Origin of the sequence: Aeromicrobium senzhongii, from assembly GCF_014334735.1 — a bacterium.
In the GTDB taxonomy this organism is placed as follows: domain Bacteria; phylum Actinomycetota; class Actinomycetes; order Propionibacteriales; family Nocardioidaceae; genus Aeromicrobium; species Aeromicrobium senzhongii.
In genome coordinates this window covers 2,522,765-2,534,024 of record NZ_CP060587.1, presented here as the reverse complement: position 1 = coordinate 2,534,024, position 11,260 = coordinate 2,522,765, and the positions used below count along the sequence as shown (strand labels likewise).

At 70.6% G+C, this 11,260-nt stretch carries 14 protein-coding genes; 9 read left to right on the top strand and 5 right to left on the bottom strand.

The features are described 5' to 3' along the window. Positions 1-33 precede the first annotated feature (33 nt). The 4 genes from H9L21_RS12545 to H9L21_RS12530 form a co-directional block, all read right to left on the bottom strand. Positions 34-612, bottom strand: a complete 579-nt coding sequence (locus H9L21_RS12545) for a Maf family protein (protein WP_154596615.1) — start codon at positions 610-612, stop codon at positions 34-36. Then, positions 609-1,271: a hypothetical protein gene (locus tag H9L21_RS15365; protein ID WP_222865782.1), complete on the bottom strand. Its 663-nt coding sequence runs from the start codon at positions 1,269-1,271 to the stop codon at positions 609-611. Before H9L21_RS15365 ends, H9L21_RS12545 begins: the two co-directional genes overlap by 4 nt. Before the next feature lie 61 nt (positions 1,272-1,332). Then, positions 1,333-1,575: an acyl-CoA carboxylase epsilon subunit gene (locus H9L21_RS12535; protein ID WP_154596616.1), complete on the bottom strand. Its 243-nt coding sequence runs from the start codon at positions 1,573-1,575 to the stop codon at positions 1,333-1,335. Continuing rightward, complete coding sequence (locus tag H9L21_RS12530) at positions 1,575-3,179, bottom strand: acyl-CoA carboxylase subunit beta (RefSeq protein ID WP_154596617.1); 1,605 nt, start codon at positions 3,177-3,179, stop codon at positions 1,575-1,577. Before H9L21_RS12530 ends, H9L21_RS12535 begins: the two co-directional genes overlap by 1 nt. A 91-nt stretch (positions 3,180-3,270) precedes the next feature. Here H9L21_RS12530 and H9L21_RS12525 point away from each other — a divergent pair, with 91 nt between their 5' ends. From H9L21_RS12525 to H9L21_RS12495, 7 genes are read left to right on the top strand one after another with little or no spacing between them, the layout of a single operon-like run. Then, positions 3,271-3,630: a cupin domain-containing protein gene (locus H9L21_RS12525; protein ID WP_154596618.1), complete on the top strand. Its 360-nt coding sequence runs from the start codon at positions 3,271-3,273 to the stop codon at positions 3,628-3,630. Positions 3,631-3,669: 39 nt separating this feature from the next. Continuing rightward, a complete protein-coding gene (locus H9L21_RS12520) occupies positions 3,670-4,452 on the top strand; it encodes a biotin--[acetyl-CoA-carboxylase] ligase (RefSeq protein WP_255467050.1) in 783 nt (260 codons plus the stop codon). Positions 4,453-4,487: 35 nt separating this feature from the next. Further along, positions 4,488-5,000, top strand: coding sequence for a PH domain-containing protein (locus H9L21_RS12515; protein WP_154596620.1), 513 nt, complete (start codon positions 4,488-4,490; stop codon positions 4,998-5,000). After that, positions 4,987-5,973 (top strand): adenylate/guanylate cyclase domain-containing protein, encoded by a 987-nt coding sequence (locus tag H9L21_RS12510; RefSeq protein WP_154596621.1) that lies wholly within the window; start codon positions 4,987-4,989, stop codon positions 5,971-5,973. Before H9L21_RS12515 ends, H9L21_RS12510 begins: the two co-directional genes overlap by 14 nt. Positions 5,974-6,019: 46 nt before the next feature. Continuing rightward, entirely contained in the window at positions 6,020-7,156 is a 1,137-nt protein-coding gene (locus H9L21_RS12505) for a 5-(carboxyamino)imidazole ribonucleotide synthase (protein ID WP_255467049.1), read from the top strand. Next, on the top strand, positions 7,153-7,641 hold the full coding sequence (gene purE, locus H9L21_RS12500) for a 5-(carboxyamino)imidazole ribonucleotide mutase (RefSeq protein WP_154596622.1): 489 nt from the start codon (positions 7,153-7,155) through the stop codon (positions 7,639-7,641). Before H9L21_RS12505 ends, purE begins: the two co-directional genes overlap by 4 nt. 45 nt (positions 7,642-7,686) lie before the next feature. After that, positions 7,687-8,388 carry an alpha/beta fold hydrolase gene (locus H9L21_RS12495; protein ID WP_154596623.1) on the top strand — a complete coding sequence of 234 codons (702 nt, stop codon included), beginning with the start codon at positions 7,687-7,689 and terminating at the stop codon, positions 8,386-8,388. Position 8,389: 1 nt separating this feature from the next. On the opposite strand, the gene H9L21_RS12490 is transcribed toward H9L21_RS12495, so the two are convergent. Then, complete coding sequence (locus H9L21_RS12490) at positions 8,390-9,016, bottom strand: MSMEG_1061 family FMN-dependent PPOX-type flavoprotein (RefSeq protein WP_154596624.1); 627 nt, start codon at positions 9,014-9,016, stop codon at positions 8,390-8,392. Between the two features lie 90 nt (positions 9,017-9,106). Between H9L21_RS12490 and H9L21_RS12485 the strand changes: the two genes are divergently transcribed. Together H9L21_RS12485 and H9L21_RS12480 are read left to right on the top strand one after the other, a co-directional pair. After that, positions 9,107-10,270 carry an acyl-CoA dehydrogenase family protein gene (locus H9L21_RS12485; protein WP_187411526.1) on the top strand — a complete coding sequence of 388 codons (1,164 nt, stop codon included), beginning with the start codon at positions 9,107-9,109 and terminating at the stop codon, positions 10,268-10,270. 199 nt (positions 10,271-10,469) lie between these two features. Beyond that, complete coding sequence (locus H9L21_RS12480) at positions 10,470-11,219, top strand: phosphatase PAP2 family protein (protein ID WP_230081555.1); 750 nt, start codon at positions 10,470-10,472, stop codon at positions 11,217-11,219. Positions 11,220-11,260: the final 41 nt, after the last annotated feature.

Below are 11,260 nucleotides of genomic sequence, written 5' to 3'. Positions count from 1 at the left end.
CATCAGCAGCGTCGCCGGACATCGTGCCACGAATCAGCGCCAGAGGGAGGTCCACTCCTGGCCGAGGTCGCGCATCATCTCGCGCACGACGGGCACGCTGACGCCGACGACATTGTGGTGATCGCCCTCGATCCGGGTCACGAACGCCGCGCCGAGGCCGTCGATCGTGAAGGCGCCCGCGACCTGCAGCGGCTCGCCACTGGCGACATAGGCGTCGATCTCCTCGTCCGTGACGTACGCGAAGTGCACCCGGGTGGCCGCGTGGCGGACCACCTCCTCGTCCCCGAGTCGCAGGCAGTGACCGGTGTGCAGGACGCCCACGTTGCCGCGCATCGCGTACCACCGGCGGCGGGCGACTTCGGGCTCGTACGGCTTGCCCAGGATCTCGCCGTCGAACTCCAGCACCGAGTCGCAGCCGAGCACCAGGGCGTCCCGGTGGCTCACGGCGACCGCGCGGCATTTCAGCCGCGCCAACTCGGTCGAGAGCTCGGCGGGGGTGTCCGCGACGATGAGCTCCTCGTCGACGCCCGAGACGACGACCTCGGGGTCGATACCGGCACGGCGCAGGGTCGAGAGCCGGGCCGGTGAGGCCGAGGCCAGGACGAACCTCATCGGGCCTCGCGATCGTCGTCGGCCGGGGCGGCGCCGTGCGTCGCGGGCTCGGCGTCGAGGTCGGGGCGGGCCAGGACGGCGTCGATCAGCTGCTGCGTACCGCCGACGCACAGCCACGACGTGTCGACGTCGGCGGCGATGAACCAGGCGTGGTCGGCCGGCCAGGTGAGCGAGGCCGGCGGGAGCGGCCGCTCGACGTCCGTCGCGTACGGCTGCGCGCCCCACTGTCCGACGTCGGCGGCCGGTCCGCGGAAGAGCAGGTAGGAGCGCTCGCCGTGCAGGTCGACCCTCGGACCCTCGGTGACCTCCTCGCTGAACGCGGGTCGGTTGCGCGGGGGAGTGGGCCGGAACCACAGGTCGCGCAGCCAGTTCGACCGCACGACCGAGTACGCGCGTCCCTGGTCGGTCAGCTCGCCCCAGCCGTCCCAGAGCCCGAAGAAGACGTCGTCGGGTGTCCGCGTGTACCCGGCGGCGAGCTCGACGACGAGCGCCATGAGGGCGGTGTCGCTGCGGTACTGCTCGGACTCGCCGTCGTCGTACCGGACCGTGGCGTACGCCTCGAATCCGGCGGGGCCTTGGGTCGCGAGGGTCCTCCAGTCGGCCTCGGACCGGACGAACCAGTCGGCGGACGCGACATCGGGGTCGTGGCGCAGGGTCATGGCCCGATCGTTCCACACCGTCGCCCGGGGGAAGTCCTCCCGGGAAACGGTCAGGCCGACGTCACCAGGAGGAGGCGCGCCACTGGCCGCGGCCGAAGCGGTGCACCGTGCGGTGCTGTCGCGTGGGGTGGCCCCACTGGCTGCGGGCCGGGAGCGCCTCGCCCTCGGCCGCTGCCGCCGCCGCGTTGCGGGCGGCGACGACGGCGACGAGCGCCGCCAGCTCCTCCGGCGTCGGGTCGCCCTTGACCACCCGGAGCAGCGGCTGCTGCTCCGGGGCGTCGGGGGTCTGCGTCTCGTCGGACATCAGAGCGGGATGTTCCCGTGCTTCTTGGGCGGCAGCGACTCGCGCTTGGTCGCCAGCAGGCGCAGTGCCTTGACGATCTCGGCGCGGGTCTGGCTGGGCTTGATGACCCCGTCGATGTAGCCGCGCTCGGCCGCCACGTACGGGTTGCACAGCGTGTCCTCGTACTCGGTCATCAGCTCGGCGCGCAGCGCGTCGGGATCCTCGGCCGCGGCGATCTCGCGGCGGTACAGGATGTTGACGGCACCCGAGGCGCCGACGACCGCGATCTGCCCGGTCGGCCACGACAGGTTGATGTCAGCGCCCAGGTGCTTGGAGCCCATGACGTCGTAGGCGCCGCCGTAGGCCTTGCGCGTGATGATCGTGACGAGCGGGACGGTGGCCTCGGCGTACGCGTAGATCAGCTTCGCGCCGCGGCGGATGATGCCGTTCCACTCCTGGTCGGTGCCGGGCAGGAAGCCGGGCACGTCCACGAACGTCAGGACCGGGATGTTGAAGGCGTCGCAGGTGCGGACGAAGCGCGCGGCCTTCTCGGAGGCGTCGATGTCGAGGCAGCCGGCGAACTGCATCGGCTGGTTGGCCACGACGCCGACGCTCTTGCCCTCGACCCGGCCGAAGCCGATGACCAGGTTGGGCGCGAACAGCGGCTGGACCTCGAGGAACTCCTGGTCGTCCAGCACGGTCTCGATGACGGTGCGGATGTCGTAGGGCTGGTTCGCCGAGTCCGGGATGAGCGTGTCGAGGGCGATGTCGAGGTCGCTGGGCTCGAGGTCGACGACCTCGGGGAACGCCTCGGGCTCCTCCATGTTGTTCTGCGGCAGGTAGGAGATCAGCGCCTTGACGTACTCGAGCGCGTCGTCCTCGTCGGAGGCCAGGTAGTGCGAGTTGCCGCTCTTGGTGTTGTGCGTGCGACCGCCGCCGAGCTCCTCCATCGTGACGTCCTCGCCGGTGACCGTCTTGATGATGTCCGGTCCGGTGATGAACATGCCCGAGGTGCCGTCGACCATGATCGTGAAGTCGGTGACCGCGGGGGAGTAGACGTGGCCGCCGGCGCAGTTGCCCATGATCAGGCTGATCTGCGGGATGACGCCCGAGGCGTGCACGTTGCGGCGGAAGATCTCGCCGTACAGGCCGAGCGAGACGACGCCCTCCTGGATGCGGGCGCCGGCGCCCTCGTTGATGCCGATGATGGGGCAGCCGGACTTGATCGCCAGGTCCATGACCTTGGTGATCTTCTCGCCGTAGACCTCGCCGAGGCTGCCGCCGAAGATGCTGAAGTCCTGACTGAAGACGCACACCTGACGGCCGTCGATCGTGCCGTAGCCGGTGATGACGCCGTCGCCGAGCGGACGGTTCTTGTCGAGGCCGAACGCCGTGGCGCGGTGGCGGGCCAGCGCGTCGAGCTCGACGAACGAGCCCTCGTCGAGGAGCTGCTCGATCCGCTCACGCGCGCTCTTGCGATCGCGGGCGTGCTGCTTCTCGGCGGCACGATCGGCCACCTCCACGGTGGCCTCGTGGTGGCGTCGTTCGTACTCGGCCAGCTTTCCGGCGGTGGTGTGGAGCTCGGGGTGCTCCTCCAGCGGGACGTCAGGCAGGGCGTCGGTCATGGCGAACACCTTAACCGGAGCCGTTTCGGGTGCCACAGCAAGGCGGGTGCCGGGGCTGTTCTTCTCCTCACGCCGGTGCGATGCTCGAAGGATGAGCCTCGATCCGGCGGTCACGAATGCCGATCACTACCGCGTCATCCTCGAGAACGACCAGGTCCGGGTTCTGGAGTACACGGACGTGCCGGGCGACGAGACGACGCCGCACGAGCACCCCGACAGCGTCATGTACACGCTGAGCTCCTTCCGGCGGCGACTCATGTCCGGGGACTTCGCGATGGACGTCGAGCTCGACACCGGGACGGTGTTGTGGCTGCCGGCCCAGCAGCACCACGCGAAGAACATCGGAGAGACGCCGACCCACGTCATCTTCGTCGAGCTCAAGCAGGCCGGTGCCGCGCCGCCCGCAGCCGGTGTCGTCGAGGGCGTGCTGGGTCCGCAGGAGGGGTCGTGACCCTCCGACCCCGCTGCCGGCCTGTGCGAGGGTGGGGCCGTGCAGCTGCCCCAGCGTGAGCCCATCGACCGGAACCGCCTCGCCGGCGTGGCTCCCGGATTCATCGTCCACGTGTCGCCGGAGACCGCCAGCACGAACGCCGACCTTGCGGCTGCCGCCCGCGACGGGGTGCCCGAGTGGACCGTCCACACGACCGATCACCAGGCCGCGGGCCGGGGCCGTCTCGATCGCACGTTCACGATGCCGCCGCTCACGGGCATCGCGGTCTCGGTCCTGGTCCGTCCCGTCGAGGTACCGCCGGCCCGGTGGCCCTGGCTCCCGCTGGTGACCGGGCTGGCTGTCGTGGACGCGGTGCGCGAGGCCGGCGTCGAGGTCGCGCTGAAGTGGCCGAACGACGTTCTCGTCGACGACCGGCGCAAGCTCTGCGGCATCCTCGTCGAGCGTGTCGAGACGAGCGAGGGTCCCGCGGCGGTCATCGGCGTGGGACTCAACGTCGCCCTGACGGCGGACGAGCTGCCGGTCGAGACCGCGACCTCGCTCTGGCTCGAGGGCGCCACGACGATCGACCGCACCGAGCTGCTGGGCGTGCTCCTGGCAGCGCTGCGCGCGCGGCTCGAGCAGTGGCGCGACCCGGCCCAGCAGGACGAGCTGGCGCGCGCCTACACCGACGTGTGCTCCACGATCGGTCGGCGGGTCCGCATCCTGCGGCCCGACGGCAGCGACGTGACGGGGGAGGCGACCGGGATCGACGACTCCGGCCGCATCGTGGTCGACGGCGTCCCCTGGTCCGCCGGCGACGTGACGCACCTGCGCCCGGTGTGATCCCGAGCGGGCGTTCGTCGTGGGAACATGGCCGCATGCTGTCCGAGAAGCTGCTCCTCGACGACGAGGCGATCGAGGTCCAGACGCGCACCCATGTGAAGGTGCTGATCGTCCCGTTCCTCGTCGGCCTGGCGATCATGCTCATCGGCGGGTACTTCGCCGGGGCGGTCGGCGACTCGGGCGGCGGCACGCCGCGGTTGCTCGGTCTCGTCGTGCTGGCGGTGCTGTTCCTGTGGGGCACGCTGCTGCCGTTCCTGCGCTGGCTCACGTGGACCTACACGCTGACGAACCGGCGGCTGATCGAGCAGAAGGGCATCGTGACCCGCAGCGGTCGGATCATCCCGCTCGCCCGGATCAACGACGTCGCCTACGAGAAGGGCGTGATCGACCGGGTCCTGCGCTGCGGGACGTTGATCATCCACGACGCCAGTCATCAGTCGGGCATGCACCTGCGCGACATCCCGCGGATCGAGGAGTTCCACCGCACGATCACGCGCCTCGTCCTGGAGACGCACGCCCCGGAGGCACGCCGCGATGAGCAGGCCTGACGAGGAGCAGTTGGTCGACATCATCTTGGCCGAGCAACTGCAGTACACGAACGCCGAGACCGCCGAGCGCGGCGGCCTCACCCCCGAGCAGGCCGCCCGGCTGTGGCGCAACCTCGGCTTCCCCGACCCCGGCGACGAGACCGCCTTCGGCGACGCCGACGTCACGGCGGTCGCGATCGTCGCCAACGCGATGGAGCACGAGATCCTCGACGAGGACACGGTGTTCCGGCTGACCCGAGCGCTCGGTCAGACGATGTCCCGGCTCGCGGACTGGCAGGCGACGATCCTGGTCGACCAGCTGGAGTCCGACATCGTGCGTGGCAAGTCCGACAGCCGCGCGGACGCGGCCCTCGAGCTGGCGCAGACCTCGGTCCCCGGGTTCGAGCGGCTCATGGTGCACGTCTGGCGGCGCCACCTGGCGGCCGCGGCGGCCCGGCTCACCGCACTGGGTGAGAACGACCAGGCCCTGCTGTCGACCGACATGACCGTCGGGTTCGCCGACATGACCCGCTTCACGGCGCTGTCGAACCGCCTGGACGACGCGTCGCTGGCCTCCGTCGTCGAGGAGTTCGAGACCCGCTGCGGCGACCTCATCACCGCTGCGGGCGCGCGCGTCATCAAGACGCTGGGCGACGCCATGCTGTTCGTACACCCCGACCCCGTCCTGGCCACCAAGATCTCGGTCGACATCATCAACACGATCGGCGCCCGACCCAAGCTGCCCGACGTCCGGGTGGGCCTGGCCACCGGTTCGGTGATCAGCCGTCTGGGCGATGTCTTCGGTCCCCCCGTCAACCTCGCCGCGCGGCTCTCGCAGGTCGCCCGGGCCAACCGGCTGCTGGTCGACCAGGCCACGGCCGATGCGCTCGGCGACACCTTCGAGAAGCGGGTGCTGCCGCCTCGCCACATCAAGGGGTTCGGCCATCTCTCGCCGATCACGGTCTCGGAGCGGTTGCCGTTCCGGTCCCGGTGAGCGACCTCGACCGCTGGCCACCGCCCTCTCGCCCTAGGCTGGCGCCGTGACGCACGAACCCCCGCAGCACGACGTGGCCGTCATCGGTGGTGGCCAGCTGGCCCGGATGATGCAGCCGCCGGCGATCGGTCTGGGCATCCGGCTGACCCTGCTCGCCGAGGGGCCGGACGTGTCCGCCGCCCAGGTGATCGCCGACCACCACATCGGCACGCACGCGGATCTGGACGACCTGCGCCGCGCCGTGCAGGACGCGCCCGTGGTGACGTTCGACCACGAGCACGTCCCGCCGGAGCACCTGCGGACGCTGGTGCAGGAGGGGCACGACTGTCGCCCCGGTCCGGACGCGTTGATCCACGCCCAGGACAAGCTCGTGATGCGTCGACGACTGACCGATCTCGGCGTCCCCTGCCCGCGCTGGGCGCCGGTGGCCGAGCCTGCCGACGTGGAGGCCTTCGGCTTCCCGGCGATCGTCAAGACGGCGCGCGGCGGCTACGACGGCAAGGGCGTCTGGAAGGTCGAGTCCGCCGCCGACCTCGACGAGCCCTTCGGTGCCCCGGGCGCCCTGCTCGTCGAGGAGCTGGTGCCGTTCCGGCGTGAGCTCTCCGCGCAGGTCGCGCGCAGTGCCACGGGCGAGATCGTGGACTACCCCGTCGTCGAGTCGCGTCAGGTCGACGGTGTGTGCTTCGAGGTCATCGCCCCGGCACCGAACCTGGACCCCGCGCTCGAGGCGCGCGCCCGCGCCATCGCCCGGACCATCGCCGAGGAGCTCGACGTGGTGGGGATGCTCGCCGTCGAGCTGTTCGAGACCGACGACGACCGGATCCTGGTGAACGAGCTGGCGATGCGTCCGCACAACACCGGGCACTGGTCGATCGACGGTGCCGTGACGAGCCAGTTCGAGAACCACCTGCGCGCGGTCATGGGCCTGCCACTGGGGGCCACGACGCCGCGCCAGCCGTGGAGCGTGATGGTCAACATCCTCGGCGGAGCCGTCGAGGATCTCGCCGCCCAGCGCGAGGTCGCGCTCGCGGCGCAGCCCGACGTCAAGGTCCACCTGTACGGCAAGGCGGTCAAGCCCGGCCGCAAGGTCGGCCACGTGACCGCCGTGGGCGAGGACCTCGAGGACGTGCTGCGCCGGGCCCGGCACAGCGCGGCACTGCTGACGGACGGAGACCTGGCATGACGGCACGCGTGGGAATCGTGATGGGGTCCGACTCGGACTGGCCGACGATGGAGGCCGCCGCGACCGCCGTCGGCGAGTTCGGCATCGAGTACGAGGCCGACGTCGTCTCGGCGCACCGGATGCCCGACGAGATGCTCGAGTACGGCCGCACCGCGCACGAGCGCGGCATCGAGGTCATCATCGCCGGCGCCGGAGGAGCGGCGCATCTGCCCGGCATGCTCGCGGCCGTGACGCCGCTGCCGGTCATCGGAGTCCCGGTCCCGCTGAAGTACCTCGACGGGATGGACTCGCTGCTGTCGATCGTCCAGATGCCCGCCGGGGTGCCCGTGGCGACCGTCGCGATCGGCAACGCCCGCAACGCGGGTCTGCTGGCCGTGCGCATCCTGGCCACCGGCGATCCCGCCCTCACGTCCGCGATGGTGGACTTCCAGGCGGCCCTGGCCGACGCCGCCCGGGCGAAGGGCGCGAAGGTCCGCGGGAACTGACGCTCGCCTCTCGCTTCTGTCGGTCGACGGACTTACGGTGCCAGCATGGACATCGTTCTGGTTCCGGGGTTCTGGCTCGACGCCTCCTCGTGGGACGCGGTCACGCCGCAGCTCGTCGAGGCGGGTCACCGCATCCATCCGCTCACGCTCCCCGGGCTCGAGTCCCGGGACGCCTCCCGCGCCGGCATCGGCCTGGCGGACCACATCGACTTCGTCGCGGGGAAGGTCGACTCCCTCGACGGTGACGTCGTGCTCGTCGGGCACTCCGGGGGCGGCGCCGTGATTCACGGTGTGGCCGACCGTCGCCCCGACCGGATCGCCCGCAACATCTACGTCGATTCGGGCCCGCCGGCCGAGGGTCAGGCGGTCAACGACGAGCTGCCCGCCGACGGCGACGAGATCCCGCTGCCGCCGTGGGACGAGTTCATGGACATGGACCTGGTCGACCTCGACGATCAGCTGCGCGCCGAGTTCATCGCGCGCGCCGTCCCCCTGCCGAGGCGTGTGGCGACCGACGGCATCACCCTCACCGACGAGCGCCGGCTCGACGTCCCGGTGACGGTCATCGCCAACGAGTTCCCCTCCCAGATCCTGCGCGATGCGATCGCGGCCGGTGAGCCCTGGGTCGGAGAGCTGGGCCGTGTCCGCGACGTCGAGTACGTCGACCTGCCCACCGGTCACTGGCCCCAGTTCACCAAGCCCGCCGAGCTGGGCGCGGCGATCGTCGAGGCGCTGCGCGACCGGTGACTCAGTAGAGGTTCGTGCTGTACTGCGCGCCGTAGTACGCCTCGAGCTCCTCCACGGAGTCGTCGGGTCGCTCCATGGCGTGCGCGATCTCGGCGCGCGACGGCACGGCGTCGGGCCGCCACGTCGTGGGGTCCCAGAGCTGCGAGCGCAGGAACGCCTTGGCGCAGTGGAAGAACACCTGCTCGACCTCGACCTCGCAGACCAGGACCGGCCGCCGGCCCTTCACGACGAGGGCATCGACATAGTCCGGTCCGCCGTCGTCGGTGCGCAGCAGGCGCGCCCGTCCGTTGACCCGCAGGGTGTCGCCGCGACCGGGGATGAGGAAGACGAGTCCCACGTGCGGGTTGGCCAGGATGTTCGCGTAGCCGTCGGCGCGCCGGTTGCCGGGCCGCTCGGCCAGGGCGAGTCGGCGGCCATCGATGACGTGGACCAGTGAGCCGGCGGGGTCGCCCTTGGGCGAGACGTCGCAGCTGCCGTCCGCGCCCGAGGTGCCGAGCAGGCAGACCGGGGAGTGCCGCAGCCACTCGACGTGGTGCGTCGTCAGCCGGTCGCGGTCCTTGTCGAGCGCGCGCTGCAGGGGCTGGCCCAGAATCGCGCGCAGTTCCGCCTCATCCTGGATCTGCGTCATACCCGACGGTAACCCGACCCGTGGGGAGAGAGCCCTGTCACACGGGCGTAGAATTCGGTGGTTCCACCTTTTTCGATCCGGGAGTTGAGCGTGTCCGATTTCTTCGCGTTGTCCGAGGAGCACCAGGCGATCCGCGAGGCGGTGCGCGCCGTGGCCGAGGCGAAGATCGCTCCCTACGCCGCGGACGTCGACGAACAGCCGCGCTTCCCGAGCGAGGCGAACGCGGCCCTCATCGCTGCGGACTTCCACGCTCCGCACGTGCCGGAGGAGTACGGCGGCGCGGGCGCGGACGCGCTCGCCACGGTTCTCGTGATCGAGGAGGTCGCCCGCGTGTGCGTCTCCAGCTCGCTGATCCCGGCCGTCAACAAGCTCGGCTCCCTGCCGGTCCAGATCGGTGGCAACGAGGAGATCAAGGCCAAGTACCTGGGCAAGCTCGCCCGCGGCGAGGGCGGCTTCAGCTACTGCCTGTCCGAGCCCGAGGCCGGCTCCGACGCCGCCAACCAGAAGACCACCGCCAAGCGCGACGGCGACGACTGGATCATCAACGGCACGAAGCGCTGGATCACCAACGCCGGCGAGTCCGAGTACTACACCGTCCTGACGCAGACCGACTTCGAGAAGCGCACGAAGGGCATCACGGCGTTCGTCGTCGAGAAGTCCGACGAGGGCGTCTCGTTCGGGGCCCCGGAGAAGAAGCTCGGCATCAAGGGATCGCCCACGCGCGAGGTCTACTTCGACAACGTCCGCATCCCCGGCGATCGCATCATCGGCGAGGTGGGCGAGGGCTTCTCGATCGCGATGAAGACGCTCGACCACACGCGCGTCACCATCGCGGCGCAGGCCGTGGGCGTCGCGCAGGGCGCGCTCGACTACGCGCTGGGCTACGTCCAGGAGCGCAAGCAGTTCGGCAAGCCCGTCTCGGACTTCCAGGGCCTGCAGTTCATGATCGCGGACATGGGCATGAAGATCGAGGCTGCCCGTCAGCTCACCTACGCGGCCGCGGGCCGTTCGGAGCGCGGCGACAAGGACCTCACGTTCTTCGGTGCGGCAGCCAAGGCCTTCGCGTCCGACACGGCCATGCAGGTGACCACCGACGCCGTCCAGCTGCTCGGTGGCTACGGCTTCACCCGTGACTACCCCGTCGAGCGGATGATGCGCGACGCGAAGATCACGCAGATCTACGAGGGCACGAACCAGGTCCAGCGCATCGTGATGGCGCGCCAGCTGCTGGCCGGCATCCAGTCGACTCTCTGAGTCTCGCCGTCGCGGGCCGCCGTGGGGTCGTAGCCCTCGGGGAGGTGGATCGGGTGTGCACGTCGGTCCACAGGGTCGTGGACCGGGCCATGTGCACTCCTGCGAAGTCATGGGGGACGGGCTCGACGCTAGGGGAGCGGGCGGGGCGTCGAGGCGCTCGGACTTCCCAGACCCGGGTGCCCGGGCGACAATGTGGAACATGCCCATGTCGCGCGGGTCCGCGGTGGTCGTCCGGGTGCGCGACGTGTGTTGGCCGTTCACGTTCGAGCTGTGCCTGCTGGGACTGGTCTACCTGCTCTACCGCACGGGTCGTCTCGTGACGATCGAGGCCGACCGGATCGCCCACGCGAACGCCCGGGCGGTGCACGCCTTCGAGCGATTGCTCCTGTTGCCGGACGAGGCGGCGATCCAAGGGCTCGTGGCGTCGTCCGAACTGCTCCGCGCCGCCAACGTCTACTACGTGGCGGTGCACTTCCCGGTGACCGTCGCCTTCTTGTTGTGGGGGTTCTTCTTCCGCCCGCGCGTCGAGTACCGCTGGGCGCGGAACCTCATCATCTCGATGACCGCCGTCGCCGTCTGTCTGCACATCGCCTTCCCGCTGGCGCCCCCGCGGATGTTCCCCCAGTGGGGCTTCGTCGACACGATGAGCGTGTACGGTCCGTCGGCCTACGACGGCGCGAGCGGTGCCGTCGCCAACCAGTACGCGGCCATGCCGAGCCTGCACGTCGGCTGGGCGCTGCTCATCGCGCTGGTGGTGACCCGGACCGCCGGTGGGTGGATCGGGCGGCTCGCGATCCTGCACGCCGTCGTGACGCTCGTCGTCGTCACCGTCACGGCCAACCACTGGTACCTCGACGGCGTCGTCGCGGGTGCCCTGCTGTGGCTGGCGCTCCTGGTGTTCCCCCTGCCCGGGGTGGCGCGCGTGCCGTGGCTGCAGCGCGCGACCTGAGTTCCGGTCGAGCCGCCGCCCTGTGCACGAGCGCTTGACGT

Excerpts from the sequence above, each read along its gene's own strand:
- H9L21_RS12545 (WP_154596615.1), bottom strand. The coding sequence starts at position 612 with ATGAGGTTCGTCCTGGCCTCGGCCTCACCGGCCCGGCTCTCGACCCTG.
- H9L21_RS15365 (WP_222865782.1), bottom strand. The coding sequence starts at position 1,271 with ATGACCCTGCGCCACGACCCCGATGTCGCGTCCGCCGACTGGTTCGTC.
- H9L21_RS12535 (WP_154596616.1), bottom strand. The coding sequence starts at position 1,575 with ATGTCCGACGAGACGCAGACCCCCGACGCCCCGGAGCAGCAGCCGCTG.
- H9L21_RS12530 (WP_154596617.1), bottom strand. The coding sequence starts at position 3,179 with ATGACCGACGCCCTGCCTGACGTCCCGCTGGAGGAGCACCCCGAGCTC.
- H9L21_RS12525 (WP_154596618.1), top strand. The coding sequence starts at position 3,271 with ATGAGCCTCGATCCGGCGGTCACGAATGCCGATCACTACCGCGTCATC.
- H9L21_RS12515 (WP_154596620.1), top strand. The coding sequence starts at position 4,488 with ATGCTGTCCGAGAAGCTGCTCCTCGACGACGAGGCGATCGAGGTCCAG.
- H9L21_RS12510 (WP_154596621.1), top strand. The coding sequence starts at position 4,987 with ATGAGCAGGCCTGACGAGGAGCAGTTGGTCGACATCATCTTGGCCGAG.
- purE (WP_154596622.1), top strand. The coding sequence starts at position 7,153 with ATGACGGCACGCGTGGGAATCGTGATGGGGTCCGACTCGGACTGGCCG.
- H9L21_RS12495 (WP_154596623.1), top strand. The coding sequence starts at position 7,687 with ATGGACATCGTTCTGGTTCCGGGGTTCTGGCTCGACGCCTCCTCGTGG.
- H9L21_RS12490 (WP_154596624.1), bottom strand. The coding sequence starts at position 9,016 with ATGACGCAGATCCAGGATGAGGCGGAACTGCGCGCGATTCTGGGCCAG.
- H9L21_RS12480 (WP_230081555.1), top strand. The coding sequence starts at position 10,470 with ATGCCCATGTCGCGCGGGTCCGCGGTGGTCGTCCGGGTGCGCGACGTG.